This window comes from Pseudomonas sp. BN505 (assembly GCF_029873175.1).
GTDB classification, from domain to species: domain Bacteria; phylum Pseudomonadota; class Gammaproteobacteria; order Pseudomonadales; family Pseudomonadaceae; genus Aquipseudomonas; species Aquipseudomonas putida.
Genome location: NZ_SSOI01000023.1, coordinates 55,839 through 79,956 on the forward strand (window position 1 = coordinate 55,839; position 24,118 = coordinate 79,956).

Below are 24,118 nucleotides of genomic sequence, written 5' to 3' on the forward strand. Positions count from 1 at the left end.
ACCGTCAGTTAGGCGCACGATACAGTTCGTGCGCCTCGATGTAGGCCAGTACGGCGTCCGGCACCAGGAACCTCACCGATTTGCCGCTGGCCAGCAGCTGTCGGATCTGTGTAGCCGACACCGCAAGCGGCGTCTGCCAGACGAACGAAATATTTCCCGCCGGGCCGGACATGGCGGCGGGATCGCTCTCCGAGCGCGCAGCCAGCAGGTTGCGCAGCTCGTCAGGGGGTTCTACGTCGGCATCCGGGCGCTGCAGCACCAGAATGTGACAATGTTGCAGCAATTCTTCCCAGCGGTGCCAACCAGGCAGGCCACAAAAGGCATCCCAGCCCAGCACCAGGAACAGCTGGTCGTTGCCGGCCAGTTCGGCGCGGATCGATTCCAGCGTATCGATGGTGTACGACGGCTTGTCCCGTTCCAGCTCGCGGGCATCGACGCTCAGGCAAGCAACGCCTTGCACCGCTTCGCGGACCATGGCCAGGCGATCCTGCGCGGCCACCTGCGGGGTGTCGCGGTGCGGCGGCCGGGCATTGGGCAACAGGCGAAGCTCGTCCAGCCCCATGAACTCGGCCACTTCCAGCGCGCTGCGCAGGTGGCCGATGTGCACGGGGTCGAAGGTGCCGCCTAGAATGCCGATGCGCCGGACTGCCTGGGCCTTGCTCAACTCAGCAGGACTCCTGACCGCGCAGCTGGCCGTCGCCGATCACTACGTACTTCTCGCAGGTCAGGCCTTCCAGGCCGACCGGGCCACGGGCATGCAGCTTGTCGGTGGAAATACCGATTTCCGCACCCAGCCCGTACTCGAAACCGTCGGCGAAGCAGGTCGGGGTGTTGAGCATGACCGACGCCGAGTCGACCTCAGCCATGAACTGGCGGGCTTCACCCTGGTGTTCGCTGATGATCGAGTCGGTGTGGTGCGAGCCATAGTGGTTGATGTGCTCGATGGCCTGGTCCAGGCCATCGACGACACGGATCGACAGGATCGCGTCCAGGTACTCGGTGTGCCAGTCGTCTTCAGTGGCCGGCTTGGCCTCGATCAGCGCGCGGGTACGCTCGCAGCCACGCAGCTCCACGCCCTTCTCCTGGAAGCGGCGGGCCATTTCCGGCAGGAAGCGCTCGGCCACTTGCTGGTCGACCAGCAGGGTTTCCATGGCGCCACAGATGCCATAACGGTAGGTCTTGGCGTTGAAGGCCACGTTCCAGGCCTTGTCCAGGTCGGCATGCTGGCTGACATAGATGTGGCAGATGCCGTCCAGGTGCTTGATGACCGGAACGCGGGCATCGCGGCTGATGCGCTCGATCAGCCCACGGCCGCCACGCGGCACAATCACGTCGACAAACTGCGGCATGCTGATCAGCGCACCCACGGCTTCGCGGTCGGTGGTCTCGACCACCTGCACCACGGCGGCCGGCAGGCCCGCAGCAGCCAGGCCACGCTGGATGCAGGTGGCGATGGCGCGGTTGGAATGGATGGCTTCGGAGCCGCCACGCAGGATGGTTGCGTTACCCGACTTCAGGCACAGGCTGGCGGCATCGATGGTCACGTTCGGGCGCGACTCGTAGATGATCCCGATCACCCCCAGCGGTGCGCGCATCTTGCCGACTTGAATACCGGATGGGCGGTAGCTCATGTCGCGGATTGCACCGACCGGGTCCGGCAGGCTGGCGACCTGACGCAGGCCGGTGATCATGCCGTCGATGCGCGCGGGGGTCAGCGCCAGGCGGTCGAGCAGCGCCGGCTCAAGGCCATTGTCGCGGCCGGCGGCCAGGTCCAGCTCGTTGGCGGCAGTCAGTTCGGCACGGGCAGCATCCAGTGCATCGGCAGCGGCTTGCAGGGCGCGGTTCTTCTGCGCGGTGCTGGCACGGCCGATCACCCGGGAAGCCTCACGGGCAGCGCGACCCAAACGGGTCATGTAGTCAAGAACGGACTCAGTCATGGGTTCGGTGTCTTGGCGAAGGGGAAATCGGCTGATTATAACTGCCGCGCAGGTGTACGCCCAGCGGCGGGTGGCGGATGGTAGAAAATGGCTGGGGCAATGCGCAGGAAAGATGTAACCAGGGTTATCGAAATTTCTTTCTCCTGTTGCGGCCCTTTCGCGGGCGCGCCCGCTCCCACAGGGATTTCACAAGGCCTGGGGCTATGCAGTACCTGTGGGAGCGGGCATGCCCGCGAAGAGGCCGGCACTGCCAAGATCACACTCGATTCAGCCTCGATTAAGCCATTCATTGCTATCATCCCCGCCTCCCCAGCCACGAACTGCCCGCATGCCAGCCCTGCCCGACAGCTTTTTCAACCGTGATGCCCAGACCGTGGCCAAGGCACTGCTGGGCAAGGTAATCCGCCATCGCCACGGCGACCTGTGGCTGGCTGCGCGCATCATTGAGACCGAGGCCTACTACCTCACTGACAAGGGCAGCCACGCCTCGCTCGGCTACACCGAAAAGCGCAAGGCATTGTTCCTCGATGGCGGGCACATCTACATGTACTACGCCCGCGGCGGCGACTCGCTGAACTTCAGCGCCCAAGGCCCGGGTAACGCGGTGCTGATCAAGTCTGCCTACCCTTGGCAGGACGCCCGCTCGGGCCCCGACAGCCTGGCGCAGATGCAACTGAACAACCCCGACGCCAGCGGCAAGCTGCGCCCGGATGCGCGCCTGTGCGCCGGCCAGACCCTGCTCTGCCGGGCGCTGGGCCTGAAAGTGCCCCACTGGGACGCCCAGCGCTTTGACGCCGAGCGGCTGTACGTGGACGATTGCGGCAATGCCGTACCGAGGGTGATCCAGACCGCAAGGCTGGGCATCCCGCACGGGCGCGACGAACACCTGCCCTACCGCTTCGTCGACGCCGAGTACGCCCGGTTCTGCACGCGGAACCCGTTACGTCGCGGCCAAGTCGAAGGCCGTGACTTCTTCATTCTCGAACAAGGAAGCTGAACATGGGCCAATGGCTCGACAGCCTGACCGGCTGGCTCAGCGCCAACCCGCAGTGGCTTGGCCTGGCGATTTTCCTGGTGGCCTGCATCGAATGCCTGGCCATTGCCGGCATCATCGTGCCTGGCACCGTGCTGCTGTTCGCCGTCGCGGTACTGGCCGGCAGTGGCACCTTCAGCCTGGGCGAAACATTACTACTGGGTTTTCTCGGTGGTTTGCTGGGCGACGCGGTGTCGTACACGTTGGGCAAGTACTTCCACCAGAACATTCGCCGCCTGCCATTGCTGCGCCATCACCCTGAGTGGATCGGCAGCGCCGAAAGCTACTTCCAGCGCTACGGCATCGCCAGCCTGCTGGTCGGGCGCTTCATCGGGCCGCTGCGGCCCATGCTGCCAATGGTCGCCGGCATGTTCGACATGCCCCTGCCGCGCTTCATCGCCGTCAGCCTGGTGGCCGGCGCCGGCTGGTCGGTGGCCTACCTGCTGCCAGGCTGGGCCACCGGCGCGGCCATGCGCCTGCCGCTGCCGGAAGGCTTCTGGCTGGATGCGGGCATCCTCGCCGGCGCCCTGGCAGTCATCATCGGCCTTAGCCTGACCACCAGCATTCGCGACCAGCGCCATGGAACACGACTGATCGCCGGTATGAGCTTCGCTGCCCTGGCCGGGGTATTCCTTGGCTGGCCTTACCTGCACGAGTTCGACCAAGGCGTGATGACACTGGTACAGGAACATCGCAGCCAGGCCATCGATGGCGCCGTGGTACTGGTAACCCGGCTGGGTGACTTCCGCACGCAACTGTTTCTTGGCGGCCTGCTGACCGGCCTGCTGCTGCTTGCCCGGCAATGGCGGCACGCCTTTTTTGCCGCTGGCGCGCTGATGGGCACGGCAATCGCCAACGGTACGCTGAAATGGCTGTTCGCCCGCGCAAGGCCGGAAGTGTTGACCGACCCACTGACCAGCTACAGCATGCCCAGCGGGCACAGCTCGGCGTCGTTTGCGTTCTTTCTGGTGATGGCGGTGCTGGCAGGGCGCGGCCAGCCGCCACGGATGCGCCTGACCTGGGTGATGCTGGGTTGTATTCCGGCGCTGGCGATTGCCCTGTCACGGGTGTACCTGGGGGCGCACTGGCCGACCGATATCCTGGCTGGGGCGCTGCTGGCGTGCTGCGTGTGTGCGCTTAGCCTGGCAGTGGTGCAGCGCCAGCAAACACTGCCGGCCCTGCCGCTGCGGGTGTGGTGGCTGGTGTTGCCGGCATGTATCGCGCTGCTGGCGTTCTTTGCCATGCATGCGCTGCCGCAGGCTTTGCTCAGATACCAATATTGATATCGCCTGTGCTGGCCCCTTCGCGGGTAAACCCGCTCCCACAGGGGTTTCACCAGCCCCGAGACCTGCGCAGTACCTGTGGGAGCGGGTTTACCCGCGAACGGGCCGGCACAGACAACACATCAGTGTCAGGCAAACAGCTCACCCTGAATCCGCTCCAGCAATTTCTGAATCTCCCCCAATCGCTGCTGCGGCGAGTCAAGGGTCAGCAGGTCCAGCTTGTCTTCTTCCATGAATGGCAGCAGGTACGCCAGCTGATTGGCCAGCGCCTGGCGCCCGTCCACCGGGCGCGGCATGTCCAGCGCCTCGACCATCGGGTGCTCGCCCAGCGCCACCAGCAGCGCCAAGAGGTCGTCATCGGCCTCGAGCAACGGGCTGTCCGCCTGCTCCGGTAGCCATTGCACCTGCCCCAGCAGCAACTGGTCCTTCTGCACCTCGGTGCTTTCCAGGTTGAAGCGCCGTACGCCCTCGACGCGGATCCCCAGCAAACCGTTGTCCTGCTGCACGAAGTCGCGGATCACTGCTTCGCAGCCGATCGACGCGACCATCGGTGGCGCCTTGCCAACCTGCTCGCCCTCCAGGATGCAGACCACCCCAAAGCCTTCGCCCTGCTTCATGCAGCGCCCGATCATGTCCAGGTAGCGCGCCTCGAAAATCTGCAAATCGAGAAAGCAACCCGGGAACAGCACGGTATTGAGCGGAAACAGCGGTAGTGTCATCACAACTCCTCAAGCCACCAGGCTGACCGCCAACGGCAGGAACACTGCCGTGGCTACCCCCATCAAGCTCATCGCCAGCGCGGCAAAAGCGCCGCATTCGTCACCTTCCTGCAGGGCGACCGAAGTACCCACCGCATGCGCGGTCACACCCAACGACATGCCGCGCGCCTCAGGGCTGTGCACGCCGAAGCGGCTCAGCAGCGCCGGGCCGAAGATCGCGCCGATCACCCCGGTGATCAGTACGAACACTGCCGCCAGCGCCGCCACACCGCCAATCTGCTCTGCCACCAGCATGGCGATTGGCGAGGTCACCGACTTGGGTGCCATGGTCATCAGGATCATGTGCTCGGCACCGAACCACCAGCCGAGCAACAGGCAGCAGAGCGTGGCGAACAGCCCCCCGATTACCAGCGTAGTAAATGTGGGCCAGAACAGCTGCCGGATACGCCGCAGGTTGAGATAGAGCGGCACGGCCAGCGCCACGGTGGCGGGGCCCAGCAGGATGTTCATGATTTCGGTGCTCTTGCGGTACTCGCTGTATTCGATGCCGCACAGCAGCAACACGCCGATTACCAGCAACATCGACACCAATACCGGCTGCAGGAAGATCCAGCGGGTTTTCTCGTAGGCCGCCAGCACCACCTGGTAGGCACCGAGCGTGATACCGATACCGAACAAAGGGTGGTGCACCACGGCATTCAGCGCGCCTTGCCAATCGAGCATCATGGCTGCTCCTCGCGCTTGCCCTGGCGATGCATGAGCTTTTGCATCAGCACACCAACAAACACCAGCGTCACCAGGCAGGAAATCAGCAGGGCGCCGGCAATCGCCCAGAAGTCAGCGGCAATGTCCTTGGCGTATACCATCACCCCCACTGCCGGCGGCACCAGCAATAGCGGCAGGTAGCGCAGCAGGCTGCTGGCCGCCTCGTTCAGCGGCTTGCCCACCTCACCACGGGCCATCAGGAAGAACAACAGCAACACCAGGCCAATGATCGGCCCCGGCAGAAACGGCACCAACAGGTGATTGATCGCCGTCCCCAGCAGCTGGAACAGCACCAGCCAGGTCAAACCACGCAACAGCATAAGCATCTCCCTCGGGCATGGCCGCCATTATAAGCACGCGCAGCTATAGACCGATATTCGCCGAAAAGCAGACAACTTGACTGAAACGGTTCGCCGTGCTGATCTTGCACTTTCGTACCAACTGACAACCTGGAGAGTCCGCGATGCCCTATGTACCGGTTACAGAGCTTTCGCAATATGTTGGTAAGGAACTGGGCCGCTCCGCCTGGCTGAAAATCGACCAGCAGCGCATCAACCTGTTCGCCGAGGCGACGGGCGATTTCCAGTTCATCCATGTCGACCCTGAAAAGGCGGCCAAAACCCCGTTTGGCGGCACCATTGCCCACGGCTTCCTGACATTGTCACTGATCCCCAAGCTGATCGAGGACATTCTGGTCCTGCCTGAAGGGCTGAAGATGGTGGTGAACTATGGGCTGGACAGCGTACGGTTCATTCAGCCGGTCAAGGTCAACAGCCAAGTTCGGCTGAAAGTGGACCTGGCCGAAGTGGTGGAGAAAAAGCCGGGGCAGTGGTTGCTCAAGGCGATTGCCACGCTGGAAATAGAGGGTGAAGACAAACCTGCTTATATAGCTGAGTCGCTCTCGCTCTGTTTCGTCTGATTTATCCCCGGGGGCGCTATGCGCCCCATTCGCAGCACAAGGCTGCTACAGGGGTATGCGATCTCCTGTAGGAGTAGCCTTGTGCTGCGAATGGGCTGCACAGCAGCCCCCGATCCACAAATCTTCCGCACTCGCGTAGACTGCCAGCCTCCGCGCAGCCTAGGGCTGCCCCTGTCGATTTACCAAAGGTGCCCGCCATGCCCTGGCTGCAAGTACGCCTGGCCATCAGCCCGGAACAAGCCGAAACCTACGAAGATGCCCTGCTCGAAGTAGGCGCCGTCTCGGTCACGTTCATGGACGCCGAAGATCAACCGATCTTCGAACCAGACCTCAACACCACCCCGCTGTGGTCGCACACCCACCTGCTGGCCCTGTTCGAGGCCGATGCCGAGCCCGAGCAGGTGTTTGCCCACCTGCGCCTGCTGACCGGCGCCGAGCTGCCACAGCACCAGGCCGAGGTGATCGAGGACCAGGACTGGGAGCGCAGCTGGATGGACAACTTCCAGCCCATGCGTTTCGGCCGCCGCCTGTGGATCGTGCCAAGCTGGCACGAGGCCCCGGAAAAGGACGCCGTCAACCTGCTGCTGGACCCGGGCCTGGCCTTCGGCACCGGCACCCACCCCACCACGGCCCTGTGCCTGGAATGGCTCGACGGCCAGCAACTCGAAGGCACCCAGGTGCTGGACTTCGGCTGCGGCTCGGGCATCCTGGCCATCGCCTCGCTGCTGCTGGGCGCCCGTGAAGCAGTCGGTACCGACATCGACGTGCAGGCCATCGAGGCCTCGCGCGACAATGCCCAACGCAACGGCATCGCCGATGAAAAGCTGGCCCTGTACCTGCCCGAGCACATGCCGGCCATGCAGGCAGACGTGCTGGTCGCCAACATCCTCGCTGGCCCGCTGGTGTCGCTGGCGCCGCAGTTGTCCGGCCTGGTCCGCCCTGGCGGCCTGCTGGCACTGTCCGGCATTCTGGCCGAACAGGGCGAGGAGGTGGCCGCGGCCTACGCCGCCGACTTCGAGCTGGACCCGATCGTTGTCCGCGACGGCTGGGTGCGCATCAGTGGTCGTCGCCGCTAAGCGGGCCTAGAATATCTCTCTGCACAGCTCCCGGATTGCCGCATGACCGACAGTTTCGTCACCCAGTGCCCGCATTGCCAGACCAGCTTTCGCGTCACCCATCACCAGTTGAGCGTGGCCCGCGGCGTGGTTCGCTGCGGCCATTGCCTGCAGGTGTTCAATGCAGCCAAGCAACTGCTGGAACAGAACCGCGCAAGCGCACCTGAGGTGCCGGTACCGGCGCCTGTGCCAGCGGCACCTGCCGAGCCAGTGGTCGAGCCGCCGGTTACCCCCGAGCCTGTCACCCGCGAGCGCAGTATCACGCCTGACGAGGACTGGGCCCTGACCGCCCAGGCGCTGGACGCACTCGACCTCGACCAGGAACTGGCACGCCTGGAGCGGCGCGGTCAGCCGGCCCCGGCACGCCCCGCCAACCTGGATGGCGGGCTGCAAGCGCGGCGTGACGAACTGCACCCGGACGAGCATGCGGACGACCTGTTCGGCAACGCCACCGATGAGCCCTTCGAGCCGCAAACGCCAGCAGAGCCCGCACCTGTGTTGCTGGAGCCGCAGCCGCTGGAGCTGGACCTGGAGCCCGTACCCGGCGAGCGCACCGAGCCGACCCTGGGCCGTAACCTTGACCTAGACATCGATGACGAGCCGCCCGTACACCGCGCAGCTGAAATCGACGACCAGCCCGCCTTCAGCGAACCGCTGCGCACCCGTGATGACGAAATCCCGGAAAAAGGCCTGAGCGCCCGCGACGATGAACCGCTGGCGCTGCACCTGTCGGCGCGCGACGACGACCCTGTCGAGCCGCTGCCGGGTGAACGCCTGGAGCCAGGCCTTGCCAGCAAGCCCGAGCGCCCGGCGCGCAAGGAGCCGCTGGTCGATGTAGTCGACGACCCGCTGCAACTGGGCTGGGAAAAACCCGCGCCCAACTGGGGCAAGCGCCTGCTGTGGGGCTTCCTGGCCCTGCTGGCCGCTGGCCTGCTGGCGTTCCAGTATGTGTGGTTCCACTTCGACGAAATGGCCCGCCAGGACCAGTACCGGCCGATCTTCCAGCAAATTTGCCCGATCGTCGGGTGCCAGGTGCCGACCCGCGTCGATATCGCAAGAATCAAGAGCAGCAACCTGGTGGTGCGCAGCCACCCGGACTTCAAGGGCGCACTGATCGTCGATGCGATCATCTACAACCGTGCACCGTTCGCCCAACCGTTCCCGCTGCTGGAACTGCGTTTTGCCGACCTCAATGGCCAGCTGATCGCCAGCCGGCGCTTCAAGCCCAGCGAGTACCTGTCCGGCGAGTTGGCCGGGCGTGGCGACATGCCAAGCCAGACGCCGATCCATATCGCCCTGGACATCCTCGACCCGGGGCCAAAGGCCGTGAACTACAGCCTCAGCTTCCGCTCGCCGGAATAGTCAGCACAACCCAGTGGGAGCGGGCATGCCCGCGAACCCGGGCAAAGCCCGTGCCATGCACCGCGGCGTCTGCTTCGCGGGCGCGCCCGCTCCCACAGGGGTCCGCGCGATACCCGGGTCTTGGCTCATACCAAAAGTCATAAGCCGACAACTGTTCAGATTTTATCCAAATCCATCTTTATCCGGTCACCGAGAGCGGGTATCATGCCCACCCTTTTTCGAACTCCAAGATTCGGCCCCACAACAGGGATCACCTATGTCGGCGGTACGCATCGGCCCATACACACTACGTAACAACCTGATCCTCGCGCCCATGGCCGGGGTCACGGACCAGCCTTTCCGTACACTTTGCAAGCGCCTGGGCGCGGGCATGGTGGTGTCGGAGATGGTCTCCAGCGACATGAGCCTGTGGAACAGCCGCAAGTCGAGCCTGCGCCGCATCCATGAATGTGATCCCGAGCCACGCTCGGTGCAGATCGCCGGTGGTGATGCACAGATGATGGCTGCGGCAGCAAAGGCCAACGTCGAAGCGGGTGCCCAGATCATCGACATCAACATGGGCTGCCCGGCAAAAAAAGTCTGCAACAAAGCTGCAGGCTCTGCTTTATTGAGAGATGAAGCCTTGGTCAGCGAGATCCTCCACGCCGTGGTCGGCGCTGTGGACGTCCCGGTGACCCTGAAGATCCGCACCGGTTGGGACCGGGCAAACAAGAACGGCCTGAACGTGGCGAAGATCGCCGAACAGGCCGGCATCCAGGCGCTGGCGGTGCATGGCCGCACACGCGCCGACCTGTACACGGGCGAAGCCGAATACGACACCATCGCGGCCATCAAGCAAGCGGTGTCTATCCCGGTTTTTGCCAACGGCGATATCACTTCGCCAGAAAAGGCCCGGGCGGTGCTGGATGCCACCGGGGTCGACGGCCTGTTGATCGGCCGGGCTGCCCAGGGGCGGCCATGGATCTTTCGCGAGATCGAGCATTACCTGCGCACTGGCGAATACCTGCCAGCGCCGCAACTGGACGAAGTGGAACGCATCCTGCTGGAGCACCTGGCCGCGTTGCATGCCTTTTATGGCGATGTGATGGGCGTACGTATCGCCCGCAAGCACGTGGGCTGGTACCTGGCAACACGACCCGGCGGCAAGGAGTTTCGCTCCCGGTTCAACGCTTTGGAAGACACACAAGCGCAGTGCGCCAACGTTCGTGCATTTTTCAGCGAGCGTCGACAGAGCCTTGAGACAGAGGACGGACAAGGGGTGGCCGCATGACGATGATGACCGAGAATTTTGTGAGTGGAACAACGCCCGTGAGCGACAACGCCAACCTGAAACAGCACCTCAACACGCCGAGCGAAGAGGGCCAGACCCTTCGCGACAGCGTCGAGAAGGCGCTGCACAACTACTTCGCCCACCTGGAAGGCGCGACCGTGACGGACGTGTACAACCTGGTGCTCTCCGAAGTGGAGGCGCCCCTGCTCGAAAGCGTGATGAACTACGTGAAGGGCAACCAGACCAAGGCCAGCGAGATGCTCGGACTGAACCGAGGCACCCTGCGCAAGAAGCTCAAGCAGTACGACTTGCTGTAAGCCAGAATCCCAACCAGAAAAGGCGGCTCCCTGAACAGAGGCGCCTTTTTTGCAGACTCCACCGCGTTATTGGAACCCGAAATGACCGACCAGACTACCCGCCTGCCAGTCCGCCGCGCCCTGATCAGCGTCTCCGACAAGACCGGTATCCTCGAATTCGCCCGTGAGCTGCAGCAGCTCGGTGTCGAGATCCTGTCCACCGGCGGCACCTACAAGCTGCTCAAGGACAACGGCGTGAACGCGGTGGAAGTGGCCGACTACACCGGCTTTGCCGAAATGATGGATGGCCGGGTCAAGACCCTGCACCCGAAAATCCACGGTGGCATCCTCGGCCGTCGCGGCACCGACGACGCCATCATGAACGAGCACGGCATCAAGCCGATCGACCTGGTTGCGGTCAACCTGTACCCGTTCGAAGCCACCATTTCCAAGCCTGGCTGTGACCTGCCGACCGCCATCGAGAACATCGACATCGGCGGCCCGACCATGGTCCGTTCGGCAGCCAAGAACCACAAAGACGTCGCCATCGTGGTCAACGCCAGTGACTACGCCGGCATCGTCGAAGGCCTCAAGGCCGGCGGCCTGACCTACGCCCAGCGCTTCGACCTGATGCTCAAGGCGTTCGAGCACACTGCTGCCTATGACGGCATGATCGCCAACTACATGGGCACCATCGACCAGGCCAAGGACACCCTTTCGACTTCCGCACGCAGCGAATTCCCGCGCACCTTCAACAGCCAGTTCGTCAAGGCCCAGGAAATGCGCTACGGCGAGAACCCGCACCAGAGCGCGGCGTTCTACGTAGAAGCCAAAAAAGGCGAAGCCAGCATTTCCACCGCCACCCAGCTGCAGGGCAAGGAACTGTCGTTCAACAACGTGGCCGACACCGACGCCGCGCTGGAGTGCGTGAAGAGCTTCGTCAAGCCCGCCTGTGTCATCGTCAAGCACGCCAACCCGTGCGGCGTGGCCGTTGTGCCTGAAGACGAAGGCGGCATCCGCAAGGCCTACGACCTGGCCTACGCCACCGACACCGAGTCGGCCTTCGGCGGCATCATTGCCTTCAACCGCGAACTGGACGGCGAAACCGCCAAGGCCATCGTCGAGCGCCAGTTCGTCGAAGTGATCATCGCCCCGAAAATTTCCCAGGCTGCCCGCGACGTGGTAGCTGCCAAGCAGAACGTACGCCTGCTGGAGTGCGGCGAGTGGCCAGCTGAGCGCACTGCCGGTTGGGACTTCAAGCGCGTCAACGGTGGCCTGCTGGTGCAAAGCCGCGATATCGGCATGATCACCGCAGACGACCTGAAGATCGTCACCAAGCGTGCCCCGACCGAGCAAGAAGTCCACGACCTGGTGTTTGCCTGGAAAGTGGCCAAGTTCGTCAAGTCCAACGCCATTGTCTACGCCAAGCAGCGCCAGACCATCGGCGTCGGCGCTGGCCAGATGAGCCGCGTCAACTCCGCCCGCATTGCTGCAATCAAGGCCGAGCATGCTGGCCTGCAAGTGCAAGGCGCAGTCATGGCATCGGATGCGTTCTTCCCATTCCGTGATGGCATCGACAATGCGGCTAAAGTGGGTATCAGCGCCGTGATCCAGCCGGGTGGCTCGATGCGTGATGCCGAAGTCATTGCCGCTGCCGATGAGGCAGGTATCGCGATGGTATTCACCGGTATGCGCCACTTCCGCCACTGATTTACGGCAATCGGCCGCACTGAAGCAGGCATCTGCTGCGTTGGGGCCGGTTCCGCTGATGCTCATTGCCAGAAGGCAACTCCGCTCATCGGAACCGGCCCCGCCTTGCATCTACCTGCTTCATTGCGACCTCGTACAGCGTGAGGCTTCGCTTTGCGCCCGAAAGAATTCGAGGTTTTGACATGAAAGTTTTGATCATTGGCAGCGGCGGCCGTGAGCACGCCTTGGCCTGGAAAGTTGCACAGGACCCACGCGTCGAGAAAGTCTTCGTTGCCCCAGGCAACGCGGGTACCGCCATTGAAGCCAAGTGCGAGAACGTCGCCATCGACGTGTGCGCCCTGGAACAACTGGCCGATTTCGCCGAGAAGAACGTCGACCTGACCATCGTCGGCCCAGAAGCACCGCTGGTCATCGGTGTGGTCGACCTGTTCCGCAGCCGTGGCCTGGACTGTTTCGGCCCAACCAAGGGTGCGGCCCAGCTGGAAGGCTCCAAGGCCTTCACCAAGGATTTCCTGGCGCGTCACAAGATCCCGACCGCCGACTACCAGAACTTCACCGAAATCGAGCCGGCGCTGGCCTACCTGCAAGAAAAAGGTGCGCCGATCGTGATCAAGGCCGACGGCCTGGCTGCGGGCAAAGGCGTGATCGTCGCCATGACCCTCGAAGAAGCCGAAGCCGCCGTGCGTGACATGCTGGCCGGCAACGCCTTCGGTGAAGCCGGTTCGCGTGTGGTGATCGAAGAGTTCCTCGACGGCGAAGAAGCCAGCTTCATCGTCATGGTCGACGGCCACAACGTGCTGCCCATGGCCACCAGCCAGGACCACAAGCGCGTCGGCGACCAGGACACCGGCCCGAACACGGGTGGCATGGGTGCCTACTCCCCTGCCCCGGTCGTTACCGCCGACGTGCACCAGCGCGTGATGGACCAGGTAATCTGGCCAACCGTGCGCGGCATGGCCGAGGAAGGCAACGTCTACACCGGCTTCCTCTATGCTGGCCTGATGATCGACAAGGCAGGCAACCCCAAGGTCATCGAGTTCAACTGCCGCTTCGGCGACCCAGAGACCCAGCCAGTCATGCTGCGCCTGGAGTCGAGCCTGGTGCTGCTGATCGAAGCCGCCTTCGCCAAGGCGCTGGACAAGGTCGAAGCCCAGTGGGACCCACGTCCGAGCCTGGGCGTTGTGCTGGCGGCTGGCGGTTACCCGGGCGACTACGCCAAGGGCGACGTGATCAGTGGCCTGGACGCAGCAGCCAAGATCGAAGGCAAGGTATTCCATGCCGGTACTTCGCTCAAGGACGGCCAAGTGGCCACCAACGGCGGGCGCGTGCTGTGCGCCACGGCAATGGGCAGCACGGTTGCCGATGCGCAGCAGCAGGCTTACCGCCTGGCCAGGGAAGTAAGCTGGAACGGTAGCTTCTACCGCACTGACATCGGCTACCGGGCCATCGCCCGAGAGCGCGGTGAGCACCAGCAGTAAGCACTACCGGAGCGCCGTGCCGCCCAGGGCTGTCAACCGCCCGGCGTACGGCATCCGGCTCGTCGACAAGGCCCGGCACGGGCCTTGCCTTCGACTTGGCGCGCCGCGCATAGTTAGTATCCGGCACATCGGCTAAGAAGGGATTTCGTAGTGCGTCGGCTTCGGATTGCCTCAGCTCTGATCGTCACCTTGTTGACCTTGCTCTGCATGTTCCCGGCTGCAGCCGAACATGACGGAGGCTGGACCGTTTTGCTCGACGAACAGGCCAACCTGCAACTGAGCGATGTACGCTCGGAGCGCTACCGCAACCAGTTCAGCCCGCTGGTGCTTACCGAGCTGGATGCCGCCCCGCCGGAACAGGCCTTGTGGCTGCACTATCGCCTGGAGCCAGGCGACCAGGAACAACTCCTACGGGTATTCGCCCCCGACCTGTCTGGCCTTGATCTCTACGCCCTCGAAGGCGACCAACTTCTGCGTCAGCTGCACCACGGGCGCCAGGCCGGCAATGCCAGCCCGACCCTGCGTGGCAGCGACCATGTACTGCCCCTGCCCAACAGCAAGCAACCGCTGGATATCTACCTGCGCCTGGTCTCCGAGCACCAGTTGCGCCCAGCCATCAGCCTGGAACCTGCGGCCGTAGCCGCCTCGGACCAGAGCCAGCCACTGCTGTTCGGCATGCTGTTCGGCGGCCTGGTCATGTTGATCCTGCACAACCTGATCCGCTTCCTCTACAGCCGCTCGACCACCACCCTGATCCTGGCGCTGTACCACGGCCTGATGCTGCTCAGCGGCCTGATCCTGCTGAACCTCAGCGGCCCCTGGTGGCACGTATGGCACAACGCACAAACCCCGGCCGCCTACCTGACACTGGTACTGGCCGGCCTGGCGGGGCTGTATTTCACCCAACACTTCTTCAACCCGTGCAACTCACCCCGGCTTAACCGCCTGCTGCAGGGCGAAATGCTGGTGGTGGGGGTCAGCGGGCTGGTGCTGTTATTTGTCGACACCCTGCCCCTCAACCTTATGACCTACGCCCTGATGGCCCTGGGCAGCGTGAGCATGCTGCTGGTCAGCAGCTACCACTGGTACCGGGGTTACGCGCCTGGGCGCCTGCTCAGCCTGGCCATGGTGGTGTTCAACCTGGGCGGCCTGGTGCTGCTGCCGGCACTGCTGGGCCTGACCCGCACCTCGACGCCCTGGCTGCTGTGCGTGCTGCTGGGGCTGGCCGTTGCCAGCGGCCTGCTGCTCAACCTGGCAGTCAGCGAGCGCCTGCGCCGCATGAGCGAGGAGCGCTTCAGCGCCAGCCGCGCCCTGGCCGCCAGCGATGCCGAAATAAACGCCAAGGCCGAGTTCCTGGCCAAGATCAGCCACGAAATCCGCACCCCCATGAACGGCGTGCTGGGCATGACCGAGCTGCTGCTGGGCACACCGCTGTCCGTCAAACAACGTGACTACGTGCAGACCATCCACAGCGCCGGCAACGAGCTGCTGACGCTGATCAACGAGATTCTCGACATTTCCAAGCTGGAGTCCCGACAGATCGAACTGGATGACGTGCAGTTCGACCTCAACGCGCTGATTGAGGACTGCCTGAACATCTTCCGCGCCAAGGCCGAACAGCAGAACATCGAGCTGATCAGCTTTACCCAGCCGCAAGTACCGCGGGTGATCAGCGGCGACCCGACACGCCTGCGCCAAGCCTTGTCGAGCCTGCTGGAAAACGCCCTGAAAAACACCGACCAGGGCGAGATCCTGCTGGTCGTGGCACTGGACCAACGGGGTGAGCTACCGCGCCTGCGCATCGCCGTGCAGGACAGCGGCGAGCCGTTGGCCGCCGCAGACCGTGAAGCCTTGTTGCAGGCCGAGTTGCACAGCCACCACTTCCTGTCCAGCAACAAGCTGGGTGGCCATCTTGGGTTGGTCATCGCCAAACAGCTGATCGGCCTGATGCAGGGCGAGTTCGGCATCAAGAGCAGCACCGGCATGGGCAACACCCTGTGGCTGACCCTGCCGCTGGACCCTTCTCGCCTGGAACAGCCACCGACCGACCTCGACAGCCCGCTGCGCGATGCCCGCGTGCTGGTGGTGGACGACAATGACACCTGCCGCAAGGTGCTGGTGCAACAATGCAGCGCCTGGGGCATGAATGTCAGCGCAGTGCCCTCGGGCAAGGAAGCCCTGGCCCTTCTGCGCACCAAGGCCCACCTGCGCGACTACTTCGACGCGGTGCTGCTGGACCAGAACATGCCCGGCATGACCGGCATGCAGCTGGCCGCCAAGATCAAGGAAGACCCGAGCCTGAACCACGACATCCTGGTGGTGATGCTCACCGGCATCAGCAATGCGCCGAGCAAGGTCATCGCACGCAATGCCGGGGTGAAACGGATACTTGCCAAGCCGGTGGCCGGCTACACGCTGAAAACCACCCTGGCCGAAGAACTGGCCCAACGCGGCCGCGATCAGGCAGTGCCGGCCAGCCTGCCCGGTGTCCCGCAGGCACTGGACCTGCCCGGCGACTTCCGCGTGCTGGTTGCCGAAGACAACAGCATTTCCACCAAGGTGATACGCGGCATGCTTGGCAAGCTGAACCTTGAGCCGGACACCGCGTGCAATGGCGAAGAGGCCCTGCAGGCGATGAAAAACCAGCGCTATGACCTGGTGCTGATGGACTGCGAAATGCCGATTCTGGACGGTTTCTCGGCGACCCAGCAGCTGCGCGCCTGGGAAACCGCCAACCAGCGCCAGCGCACCCCGGTGGTGGCACTGACCGCGCACATTCTTACAGAACACAAGGAACGCGCCCGTCTGGCGGGCATGGACGGCCACATGGCCAAGCCGGTCGAGCTGTCGCAGTTGCGCGAGCTGATCCAGTACTGGGCCAATCACCGGGAAGCCAAGGTAGACCCGGCGCATACTTCCTAGACTACGCTGTCGAGCAGTGAACACTGCTCACAAGATATCTACGGCCCCTGTGGGAGCGGGCGCGCCCGCGAAGAAGCCACCTCGCTGTATGGCACCGGCTCTGCCGGTGTTCGCGGGCATGCCCGCTCCCACAGAGATAGCGCACTTGTGCACCGAGCGCGCATCCTTTTTAAGTTTCCGAGGATCAGCACTCATGCTCCATGAGTTGTTCAGCGTCTACCTGAAAATGCTTGTGCTCTACAGCCCGTTCTTCGTGCTGTCGTGCTTCATCAGCCTGACCCGCGGCCACTCCAGCAAGGAGCGCAAGCAACTAGCCTGGAAGGTCGCCTTCGCAGCCCTGCTCGCCAGCGTGCTGCTGTACCTGTTCGGTCGGGTGATCTTCGGCATTTTCGGCATCACCGCCGACGCCTTCCGCATCGGTGCCGGCAGCGTGCTGTTCATCTCGGCATTGGGTATGGCCCAGGGCAAGCCAGCGGTGCAGGCCGACAACGTGCAGCAGGATGTGACCATCGTGCCACTGACCATTCCGCTGACGGTTGGTCCCGGTACCATCGGGGCCCTGTTGGTGATGGGTGTGAGCCAGCCGCACTGGGACGACAAACTGCTGGCCATCGTCAGCATCGCGCTGGCCAGTTTCACTGTCGGCCTGGTGCTTTACCTGTCGCACGGTATCGAGCGGATCCTGGGCGACCAGGGCCTGCAGATCGTCAGCCGTCTGATGGGGCTGTTCGTCTGTGCCCTGGCGGCGCAGATCATTTTTACCGGGATCAAAGGGTACCTGGTGCCTTAGATGGCATAGTCATGAATGCGCGCCAGGGATACCTTGACGACGCTTTCCTGCACTTTTGGCATTACGCTGTTCTCGAAGGCCAGAATATTGAACCGGACCAGTTCCGCACGCACATTCTTGTAACTGCGCTTGCGGCTGATGAACCCTGCACTGAAAACAGACTGCTTGTCCGTTTCGTGGTAAATCACCATGTCGACACGGTTATTACCGGCCGGCGCGCAGGCCAACACTTGAAAGTGCTGCATCTCAAATGCCTTTTTCTCAAGTTCCTTCAGCACCGACGGCTTGGTCAGCAACGCTTGAATGGACACTTTGACCGACGACGCAAAGCTGTCCCCGGCAGTTTTGGACAGGGTCTGCAGAACGTGATCCGTCTGTTGCGTACGCGTCTTGTCCGGCCAATGGATCTGCTCAGCCGTTACCGCATCCCACCCCATGAATTTGAGCTGGTTACGGTAATAAGCGAACCAGTCTTTAATCAGCCCCTCTTTGAAAGCGGCCTCGGTGGCTCTTTCGGCCATTGCCAACGCCAGCTTTACCTTGTTTTTCTGCGCGGCGTCGACGCCCGGCAAGAACGAAACAATCCCAGCGCCGATCACGGCAGATGTGGCTTCACTCATGATGCTGCTCCTGTAGGTTGTGCGTAAGGGTCAAACCGGTAAACGGCCTGTGCATCCTTGGTTTTCATCAAGGCCTGCAATTCATCACGCTGGCGTTGGAAGCGTCCTTCATCCAATGCCAGAGAAACGCCGTTGAACTCGGCCTCGCCCTCAAGTACTTGTTCGCCCAGAAATGTCTCCAGCGAAACTAGCGAGAGTGGCTTGTCGATTTGCAGCGAGATGCTGCACAAGTCCAGCGCCGGGCCCGGCTTGAGTACGCCGAGTTCGATGACCAGGGTGGAGCACTGCGCCTGATCATGCGCGCAGAAACTCAGCAGGTGCCGGAAGCCTTCAGCAGACTGGCCAAGGCCCGTCTTTATCGCCGCCAGCACCGCCTCATGGCGAAGCGAACGCATCTTCAGCCACGCTTCAAGTGGCTGTATATGCGCGTTGCGCACAGGTCGCCCCAACGGTTTCAGGTCATGGGTACTGGCCAGCTTGATCCAGCCCAGTTGGCGGTAGGCCTCCCGATACGCGGCATACCAGTTTTCATAATTGTCCACGCGTGAACCGGCGTGCTTGTTGGCTACCAACTGCGCGTACAGGACTGAATCGAAAGCGGCCTGGCGTTGTGCCTCGACTGCGCCTGGCGAATACAACAATGCTGTTCCGCCAATCAACATCAGTTGCTCAGCTGCTCTATCCATCGTGTTACCTCGTCACAAAGAACCGAACAAGGCGGCGTTGCGACTACGCCGCCGAGCAATCAGATGTCGTACTCGAGCACGTTCTCGACACTGCGCACGCCGAGTTTGTTTTCTACGGTTTCGCGGACTTTGTCGTAGACAAAGTTATTGAGGGTGAGCACTGCCGTGCCGGCGTAGTAAGCGGACCTGTCCAGCTTCCACTGGATGCCGAGCACATCGTCGTCCAGTGCTGGGGCAGATGCCTGGATGCAGCTCACCACCATGACCACATCGTTTTCTTTGGTTTCAATGCAGGCGGCCAGGCCGACCAGGCCCCTGGCTTTGTTCTTGCGCTTGTGGTGGAGCACCTTGGCGTCGTTTTCGACTGTGGTCATTTTGTCAAACGCCCGCTTTGCCACTTCACCCAGCTTGGTGCCGCCCAGCATCGCATTGCCGACCACACCAATCGCGCGGATGGCCACGGCGCCTACGGTGACGGACAGTTCCACCGAGGTTTCAAGTTCGAAGGTACGGCGTGGGATGGTAAAGCCAAGGTCTCGCATGACATCGATGAATTTGTCGTACCACTCCCGGCTCTGCTTTTCAGCGTCAAAAGCTTTGTCGGCGACCAACGTGGCAAAGTGGAAGGCATTTTTCACATCATAACGGCTCTGCGCAGACATGCCCGCGCCGAAGGCAAGCAGGTTGCCGTCTACCAGGATGGCGGAATCGGTGGTGGTGATTTGGGTTGCATCGGACATTGGAAACTCCTTGATGGTTGCCCCTTGAGTCAGGGGCAATCACCTTAGCCAGCGCGCTGGCCACAAAGCGCGCTGAAGAGTTTCCGACGCAACTAGTTGGCGGTGGGGTACCAACGCGGCGTGTAGGCCCACACCCCACCCGACAGGCGAGGGAATACACAGGTTGTAGAGGAGCCAACCAGAACCATGGTGCGCATATCGACCATTTCCGGCAGCAGCTCGGCCAAGGTGACTACCTTAAGCGTCTGCCCCGGCCTACCGATGTCGCGCCCAAGGACTACAGGCGTGTTCCCCTCGCGGTGGCGACGCACAACTTCCAGGGCCACCCCGAGCTGGTGCGGCCTGGATTTGGAAATCGGGTTGTAGAAGGCCAGCACCAGGTCAGCCTGGGCCGCCAGGTCCAGGCGCTTTTCAATGATCGACCAGGGCTTGAGATTGTCCGACAACGACATCACACAGAAGTCATGGCCCAGCGGTGCCCCCGCCTGCGCAGCTGTAGCGAGCGAGGCCGACACCCCTGGCAGGATCTCGAGGTCGACGCGATGCCAGGCGGGGTCGCTGGATTCGTGCAGCGCTTCGAGCACTGCAGCGGCCATGGCGAACACGCCTGGGTCGCCCGACGAGACCACCACCACCGAACGGCCTTGTGCCGCCAGCTCGAAGGCATGCCGGGCGCGCTGCATCTCTTCACGGTTGTCGGTGCAGTGCATTACCTGGTCGTCACGGAACGGCCCGGCCATGCGCACGTAGGTTTCGTAGCCGAGGATGTCCTCGGCGCGTGCAAGTTCGGCCTTGACCGCCGGCACCATTAGCTCGGCAGCGCCGGGGCCGAGGCCGATCACCGCCAGCCGGCCACGACGGCGGCCGACCTGCGCGGCATCCACCGGCGCCGGGGCCACGGCGATGACGGTATCCGCCTGCTCGATCAGCTCGGCGCCGGGCAGCGCCTGGGCCAGCATGCCTCGCAAATCGCCAGGCTTGGCCGCAAAACGCAGCGCCACGCCAAGGGCCTGCGCGGCCTCGTGCAGGGCTGCATCAGCCATGGCGTGCTCGCCAGCCAGCAGGCAAGCCAGCGATTGTTCGGCGATACCCGCCGCCTGCAGCGCGGCGCGGATGCGTTGCAGGTCGGCGGTATCGACGCCCACCACCACCGAACGCGGGTGGATCAGCAGCTCATCACGGCTGCTCGGGCGTGCCTGATGGCCGACATGGATGGTGCGCCGGGCGCTCTCGCTGGCGGGGAGCTGCGCGTGCTCCAGCCAAGGTGCATCGCCTTCGACGCGCACCGCCTCGCCGGCCAGCAAATCGGAGACAAAGCGCTTGCCTTGCTCGATATCCGCCAGTGCATAACCCTGCGGCGGGTTCAGCAGGCAAGTGCCGAAACGCAGCTCGCCACTGGTGGTGATCGCAGCAGCAACGCCCAGAACCTCTGCGATTTCGCGTGCCATCACATTCACGCCAGCCAGGCCACCGAGCAGCGGCACCACCGCACTGCCATCTTCGGCCACGGCCAGAACCGGCGGCTCGCTGCCCTTCTCGCTGAGCAGGCTGGCCAGGCTACGGATGACAATGCCCGCAGCGCACAGGGCGATGATCGGCGTATCCTGCTGATACAACCCGCGCAGGGTGTCGCCGAACGTGCTGTAAGATTGGTCTGCACCCTCGACACGCCCCTCCAGGCCATGGATCGTGGCCTGTGGATAACAGTGCTGGATACGCTGCGCCGTCGCCAGGCTGCCCGGGCCAAGAATGATGATCGCCGGCGCCTTGTGGATGTTCAGCCCTGCCATTTTTCCCCCGGCACGATGATCAGCGAGAAGTACGGCGACGACTGTGGATCAACCTGATCCAGCGGCACGATCTTCTGGTTGGCCATGGTGGCCCGCTCCACATACAGCGCGCGCCCGTCCAGGCCCAGTTCGGTCAGTACTTCGCGTACTTTCGGGAAGTTGCGCCCAAGCTTCATGATCACTGCTGCATCGGCGTCGGCCAGGCGACGCTTGAGCTCCTCGGCGGGCAACACGCCAGACAAGACCGAGAGGCTCTGGTTGCGGTACACCAGCGGCGCACCCAGCACCGAGGCGCCACCGAGCATCGAGCACACGCCAGGGATCACTTCAGCCTCATAGCGCTGCGCCAGGCGGTCGTGCAGGTACATGTAGGACCCGTAGAAGAACGGGTCACCTTCGCAGATCACCGCCACGTCGCGACCGGCATCCAGGTGCTCGGCCACCTGCACGCTGGCTTCGTCGTAGAAGTCGCTGATCACCTGCTCGTAGGACAGCGGCGCCGGCAAGGCTTCGGTGGTGACCGGGTACACCAGCGGCAACAGCGTCTGCTGCGCTTGCAAGTGTGCCTCGATGATGCCGAAGGCATTGCCACGCTTGCCCTTGGCCACGAAGTAGCCGACCACTGGCGCTTCGCGCAGCAGGCGCAGGGCCTTGAGGGTGATCAGTTCAGGGTCGCCCGGGCCCACGCCCAGGCCAAGCAGACGTCCACGCGGCGCCATCACTCCACCTCCGTGGCCAGGGCGTTGACCGCGGCGGCGGCCATCGCGCTGCCGCCCAGGCGGCCTTGCATGATCACGAACGGCACACCACGGCTGTCGGCGGCGAGCATCGCCTTGGACTCGGCAGCACCGACGAAACCTACCGGGAAGCCGAGGATCAGCGCCGGCTTGGGTGCACCGGCGTCAATCATCTCCAGCAGGTAGAACAGGGCGGTGGGCGCATTGCCGATCACCACCACACTGCCTTCAAGGTACGGGCGCCACAGCTCAAGGGCTACGGCAGAACGGGTGTTGCCGGCGTCCTTGGCCAGGCCCGGTACGCTTGGGTCGCGCAGGGTGCAGATGACTTTGTTGTCGGCTGGCAGGCGGGCCCGGGTGATGCCTTCGGCGACCATGTGCGCATCGCACAGGATTGGCGCGCCGTTGAGCAGCGCCTCGCGCCCGGCCCGGCCGGCACCTTCGGAGAACTGCAGGCCATCAATGGCATCGACCATGCCACAGGCGTGGATAACGCGTACGGCGAGCTTTTCGAGGTCTGCGGGGATCCGCTCGAGTCGGGCTTCCTCACGGATGATCCGGAAGGAATTGCGATAGATCTCCTGACCATCGCGGATGTAGTCAATCATCAAGGTGCTCCGTCGGCAGGTCGAGCATGGCGCCTGCTTCATTCAAGGTAAGGTCGGTGGCGCGCAGGGCGCCGAAGCCCGGCTGGCGCGCGTCACGCAGATAGAGGTCATATCGGCCCGGCGAGCGGGCCAGCAGGGTGGCCGGGGCAACATGGGCCACGGCGCAGGAACGGGGGCAGCCAGACAAGTGCACGCTGGCAGGCACGCCAGGGCCCAGCAGCGCGGCAAGGGCAACGGCGTCGGCCTTGGTTTCGCCAAGGGCCTTGGCGCAGCCGCTGGCACCGGTGCAGGCGCTGATACGCGCCAGCGGCTCGTGGTCGTGGCACAGCAGGCCCAGGGCCGAGAGATCAGCCTGGGCCTGGTCGATGAAGTCGGCTTGCAGGTTGGTCAGCACCAGGCTTTGCCAGGGGCTGAGATGCAAGCTGCCATCGCCCCGCTCACGGGCAACCTGCGCGGCGCCGCGCAGCATGGCCGGGGTCAGGCGGCCTTGCGGCGGGGCGACGCCAAGGGCAACGCCATCTGCCTGTGGCAGCGTGCCCAGCCAGGAGGCGCGGTGATGTTCACGGCGCCAGGCAAGCACGGCGGCATCGCGGCGGATGCCCAGGCCGAGCCCATCGACGAAATCGCTTGCCGGGCACACCTCGAGCAGCTGGCGCATGCGCGATTGCATCGGGGTTGCCAGATCGAGAAAGCGCTCCAGCACCGCACGCACCAGCGCCAGGCCCTGCGCCAGCGGCACGGCGCCAAGCACCTGGCCGTCCGCCGGGCAGCCCGCCAGGCCGAACGCCAGCCAGGTCTGCTGCTCCAGACGCAGGGCCGATAGCCACAGGTCGTGGGGGTGTCGGAGCATGGCCAGGCGTTCGCCGGCATCCAGCTGCACGGCAAACTTGGCCGACAACTGGTGAAAGCGCGGGGTGCCTTCCAACAAGTCGAGGATCTGACCTGCCAAGGGCCGTGCGTCCAGCAGCATCGCCGGGTCATGCCCGGCCAGCGGGCTGAGCATCAGGTTGCGCACATCGTCACCGGCCGCGTCGCGCGGACCCAGGCCAGCGGCGAGCAGGGTCTCGACCAGGGCCCGATGCTCGTTGCCAATGCCGCGAATCTGCAAATTGCCACGGTTGGTGGCCTCGATCACGCCGCCGGCGAAGCGCTCGGCCGCCGTCGCCACCGCTTCGGCCTGGTCGGCCAGCAGCAGGCCGCCCGGCAGCTTGATGCGGCAAATGCCGCCATCACGGGCACTGACAATGCGCCACAACCCCGGGCAGGCCGAGGGGCGGGGCGAAACGTTGGGGGCATGGGCCTGCGTCAAAGGGGCGTCCGGCAATCTGTGAAAATGCG

General features: G+C 63.7%; 23 protein-coding genes. 11 read left to right on the forward strand and 12 right to left on the reverse strand.

Annotated elements, in window-relative coordinates; genetic code table 11:
- Positions 1-4: 4 nt before the first annotated feature.
- Both nadD and E8E78_RS04690 read right to left on the reverse strand, forming a co-directional pair.
- On the reverse strand, positions 5-664 hold the full coding sequence (gene nadD / locus E8E78_RS04685) for a nicotinate-nucleotide adenylyltransferase (RefSeq protein WP_043200783.1): 660 nt from the start codon (positions 662-664) through the stop codon (positions 5-7).
- 1 nt (position 665) lies between these two features.
- The gene (locus E8E78_RS04690) at positions 666-1,937 is read right to left on the reverse strand and encodes a glutamate-5-semialdehyde dehydrogenase (RefSeq protein WP_280311931.1); all 1,272 of its coding nucleotides are present in this window, start codon (positions 1,935-1,937) and stop codon (positions 666-668) included.
- Between the two features lie 328 nt (positions 1,938-2,265).
- Here E8E78_RS04690 and E8E78_RS04695 point away from each other — a divergent pair, with 328 nt between their 5' ends.
- Both E8E78_RS04695 and E8E78_RS04700 read left to right on the forward strand, forming a co-directional pair.
- Entirely contained in the window at positions 2,266-2,934 is a 669-nt protein-coding gene (locus E8E78_RS04695) for a DNA-3-methyladenine glycosylase (protein ID WP_016501810.1), read from the forward strand.
- 2 nt (positions 2,935-2,936) lie between these two features.
- The gene (locus E8E78_RS04700) at positions 2,937-4,253 is read left to right on the forward strand and encodes a bifunctional DedA family/phosphatase PAP2 family protein (protein ID WP_049275588.1); all 1,317 of its coding nucleotides are present in this window, start codon (positions 2,937-2,939) and stop codon (positions 4,251-4,253) included.
- Between the two features lie 128 nt (positions 4,254-4,381).
- Here the strand turns inward: E8E78_RS04700 and E8E78_RS04705 are convergent, their stop codons facing one another.
- Genes E8E78_RS04705 through E8E78_RS04715 form a run of 3 tightly spaced genes read right to left on the reverse strand, consistent with a single transcriptional unit; the run spans position 4,382 to position 6,057 of the window.
- A complete protein-coding gene (locus tag E8E78_RS04705; RefSeq protein WP_049275587.1) occupies positions 4,382-4,972 on the reverse strand; it encodes an LON peptidase substrate-binding domain-containing protein in 591 nt (196 codons plus the stop codon).
- Between the two features lie 9 nt (positions 4,973-4,981).
- Positions 4,982-5,698, reverse strand: a complete 717-nt coding sequence (locus tag E8E78_RS04710) for an LrgB family protein (RefSeq protein WP_016501813.1) — start codon at positions 5,696-5,698, stop codon at positions 4,982-4,984.
- The gene (locus tag E8E78_RS04715) at positions 5,695-6,057 is read right to left on the reverse strand and encodes a CidA/LrgA family protein (RefSeq protein WP_016501814.1); all 363 of its coding nucleotides are present in this window, start codon (positions 6,055-6,057) and stop codon (positions 5,695-5,697) included. The genes E8E78_RS04710 and E8E78_RS04715 overlap by 4 nt, the downstream gene beginning before the upstream one ends.
- Positions 6,058-6,200: 143 nt before the next feature.
- On the opposite strand from E8E78_RS04715, the gene E8E78_RS04720 reads away from it, so the two are divergent.
- The 9 genes from E8E78_RS04720 (at position 6,201) to E8E78_RS04760 (ending at position 17,599) form a co-directional block, all read left to right on the forward strand.
- Complete coding sequence (locus E8E78_RS04720; protein ID WP_063422762.1) at positions 6,201-6,656, forward strand: MaoC family dehydratase; 456 nt, start codon at positions 6,201-6,203, stop codon at positions 6,654-6,656.
- Positions 6,657-6,853: 197 nt separating this feature from the next.
- Positions 6,854-7,732, forward strand: a complete 879-nt coding sequence (gene prmA, locus E8E78_RS04725) for a 50S ribosomal protein L11 methyltransferase (RefSeq protein WP_234229143.1) — start codon at positions 6,854-6,856, stop codon at positions 7,730-7,732.
- Positions 7,733-7,774: 42 nt separating this feature from the next.
- Entirely contained in the window at positions 7,775-9,133 is a 1,359-nt protein-coding gene (locus E8E78_RS04730) for a DUF3426 domain-containing protein (RefSeq protein WP_280311924.1), read from the forward strand.
- A gap of 256 nt (positions 9,134-9,389) precedes the next feature.
- Positions 9,390-10,403 carry a tRNA dihydrouridine synthase DusB gene (dusB, locus tag E8E78_RS04735; RefSeq protein ID WP_280311922.1) on the forward strand — a complete coding sequence of 338 codons (1,014 nt, stop codon included), beginning with the start codon at positions 9,390-9,392 and terminating at the stop codon, positions 10,401-10,403.
- Positions 10,400-10,720: a DNA-binding transcriptional regulator Fis gene (fis, locus tag E8E78_RS04740; RefSeq protein ID WP_003249693.1), complete on the forward strand. Its 321-nt coding sequence runs from the start codon at positions 10,400-10,402 to the stop codon at positions 10,718-10,720. Before dusB ends, fis begins: the two co-directional genes overlap by 4 nt.
- 81 nt (positions 10,721-10,801) lie before the next feature.
- Positions 10,802-12,409, forward strand: a complete 1,608-nt coding sequence (gene purH / locus E8E78_RS04745) for a bifunctional phosphoribosylaminoimidazolecarboxamide formyltransferase/IMP cyclohydrolase (protein WP_049277730.1) — start codon at positions 10,802-10,804, stop codon at positions 12,407-12,409.
- Positions 12,410-12,591: 182 nt separating this feature from the next.
- Positions 12,592-13,887, forward strand: coding sequence for a phosphoribosylamine--glycine ligase (gene purD / locus E8E78_RS04750; protein ID WP_016501820.1), 1,296 nt, complete (start codon positions 12,592-12,594; stop codon positions 13,885-13,887).
- 150 nt (positions 13,888-14,037) lie between these two features.
- The gene (locus E8E78_RS04755) at positions 14,038-16,809 is read left to right on the forward strand and encodes a hybrid sensor histidine kinase/response regulator (RefSeq protein ID WP_280311919.1); all 2,772 of its coding nucleotides are present in this window, start codon (positions 14,038-14,040) and stop codon (positions 16,807-16,809) included.
- Positions 16,810-17,002: 193 nt separating this feature from the next.
- On the forward strand, positions 17,003-17,599 hold the full coding sequence (locus tag E8E78_RS04760; RefSeq protein WP_016501822.1) for a MarC family protein: 597 nt from the start codon (positions 17,003-17,005) through the stop codon (positions 17,597-17,599).
- Here E8E78_RS04760 and E8E78_RS04765 read toward each other — a convergent pair.
- The 7 genes from E8E78_RS04765 to cobG form a co-directional block, all read right to left on the reverse strand.
- On the reverse strand, positions 17,596-18,219 hold the full coding sequence (locus E8E78_RS04765) for a hypothetical protein (protein ID WP_016501823.1): 624 nt from the start codon (positions 18,217-18,219) through the stop codon (positions 17,596-17,598). The genes E8E78_RS04760 and E8E78_RS04765 overlap by 4 nt on opposite strands.
- Positions 18,216-18,881 carry a hypothetical protein gene (locus E8E78_RS04770; protein ID WP_041168535.1) on the reverse strand — a complete coding sequence of 222 codons (666 nt, stop codon included), beginning with the start codon at positions 18,879-18,881 and terminating at the stop codon, positions 18,216-18,218. Before E8E78_RS04770 ends, E8E78_RS04765 begins: the two co-directional genes overlap by 4 nt.
- A gap of 83 nt (positions 18,882-18,964) precedes the next feature.
- Complete coding sequence (locus E8E78_RS04775; protein WP_049277728.1) at positions 18,965-19,645, reverse strand: hypothetical protein; 681 nt, start codon at positions 19,643-19,645, stop codon at positions 18,965-18,967.
- 92 nt (positions 19,646-19,737) lie between these two features.
- On the reverse strand, positions 19,738-21,435 hold the full coding sequence (gene cobJ, locus E8E78_RS04780; protein WP_049277727.1) for a precorrin-3B C(17)-methyltransferase: 1,698 nt from the start codon (positions 21,433-21,435) through the stop codon (positions 19,738-19,740).
- Positions 21,423-22,154 (reverse strand): precorrin-2 C(20)-methyltransferase, encoded by a 732-nt coding sequence (locus E8E78_RS04785; protein ID WP_016501827.1) that lies wholly within the window; start codon positions 22,152-22,154, stop codon positions 21,423-21,425. The genes cobJ and E8E78_RS04785 overlap by 13 nt, the downstream gene beginning before the upstream one ends.
- Positions 22,154-22,780, reverse strand: a complete 627-nt coding sequence (locus E8E78_RS04790; RefSeq protein ID WP_016489386.1) for a precorrin-8X methylmutase — start codon at positions 22,778-22,780, stop codon at positions 22,154-22,156. The genes E8E78_RS04785 and E8E78_RS04790 overlap by 1 nt, the downstream gene beginning before the upstream one ends.
- A complete protein-coding gene (cobG, locus tag E8E78_RS04795) occupies positions 22,773-24,104 on the reverse strand; it encodes a precorrin-3B synthase (RefSeq protein WP_016501829.1) in 1,332 nt (443 codons plus the stop codon). The genes E8E78_RS04790 and cobG overlap by 8 nt, the downstream gene beginning before the upstream one ends.
- Positions 24,105-24,118 lie beyond the last annotated feature (14 nt).

What these genes read in the sequence shown, in the direction of transcription:
- E8E78_RS04690 (WP_280311931.1), bottom strand. Translation starts at nt 1,937, where the DNA reads ATGACTGAGTCCGTTCTTGACTACATGACCCGTTTGGGTCGCGCTGCC.
- E8E78_RS04695 (WP_016501810.1), top strand. Translation starts at nt 2,266, where the DNA reads ATGCCAGCCCTGCCCGACAGCTTTTTCAACCGTGATGCCCAGACCGTG.
- E8E78_RS04700 (WP_049275588.1), top strand. Translation starts at nt 2,937, where the DNA reads ATGGGCCAATGGCTCGACAGCCTGACCGGCTGGCTCAGCGCCAACCCG.
- E8E78_RS04705 (WP_049275587.1), bottom strand. Translation starts at nt 4,972, where the DNA reads ATGACACTACCGCTGTTTCCGCTCAATACCGTGCTGTTCCCGGGTTGC.
- E8E78_RS04710 (WP_016501813.1), bottom strand. Translation starts at nt 5,698, where the DNA reads ATGATGCTCGATTGGCAAGGCGCGCTGAATGCCGTGGTGCACCACCCT.
- E8E78_RS04715 (WP_016501814.1), bottom strand. Translation starts at nt 6,057, where the DNA reads ATGCTGTTGCGTGGTTTGACCTGGCTGGTGCTGTTCCAGCTGCTGGGG.
- E8E78_RS04720 (WP_063422762.1), top strand. Translation starts at nt 6,201, where the DNA reads ATGCCCTATGTACCGGTTACAGAGCTTTCGCAATATGTTGGTAAGGAA.
- prmA (WP_234229143.1), top strand. Translation starts at nt 6,854, where the DNA reads ATGCCCTGGCTGCAAGTACGCCTGGCCATCAGCCCGGAACAAGCCGAA.
- E8E78_RS04730 (WP_280311924.1), top strand. Translation starts at nt 7,775, where the DNA reads ATGACCGACAGTTTCGTCACCCAGTGCCCGCATTGCCAGACCAGCTTT.
- dusB (WP_280311922.1), top strand. Translation starts at nt 9,390, where the DNA reads ATGTCGGCGGTACGCATCGGCCCATACACACTACGTAACAACCTGATC.
- fis (WP_003249693.1), top strand. Translation starts at nt 10,400, where the DNA reads ATGACGATGATGACCGAGAATTTTGTGAGTGGAACAACGCCCGTGAGC.
- purH (WP_049277730.1), top strand. Translation starts at nt 10,802, where the DNA reads ATGACCGACCAGACTACCCGCCTGCCAGTCCGCCGCGCCCTGATCAGC.
- purD (WP_016501820.1), top strand. Translation starts at nt 12,592, where the DNA reads ATGAAAGTTTTGATCATTGGCAGCGGCGGCCGTGAGCACGCCTTGGCC.
- E8E78_RS04760 (WP_016501822.1), top strand. Translation starts at nt 17,003, where the DNA reads ATGCTCCATGAGTTGTTCAGCGTCTACCTGAAAATGCTTGTGCTCTAC.
- E8E78_RS04765 (WP_016501823.1), bottom strand. Translation starts at nt 18,219, where the DNA reads ATGAGTGAAGCCACATCTGCCGTGATCGGCGCTGGGATTGTTTCGTTC.
- E8E78_RS04770 (WP_041168535.1), bottom strand. Translation starts at nt 18,881, where the DNA reads ATGTTGATTGGCGGAACAGCATTGTTGTATTCGCCAGGCGCAGTCGAG.
- E8E78_RS04775 (WP_049277728.1), bottom strand. Translation starts at nt 19,645, where the DNA reads ATGTCCGATGCAACCCAAATCACCACCACCGATTCCGCCATCCTGGTA.
- cobJ (WP_049277727.1), bottom strand. Translation starts at nt 21,435, where the DNA reads ATGGCAGGGCTGAACATCCACAAGGCGCCGGCGATCATCATTCTTGGC.
- E8E78_RS04785 (WP_016501827.1), bottom strand. Translation starts at nt 22,154, where the DNA reads ATGGCGCCGCGTGGACGTCTGCTTGGCCTGGGCGTGGGCCCGGGCGAC.
- E8E78_RS04790 (WP_016489386.1), bottom strand. Translation starts at nt 22,780, where the DNA reads ATGATTGACTACATCCGCGATGGTCAGGAGATCTATCGCAATTCCTTC.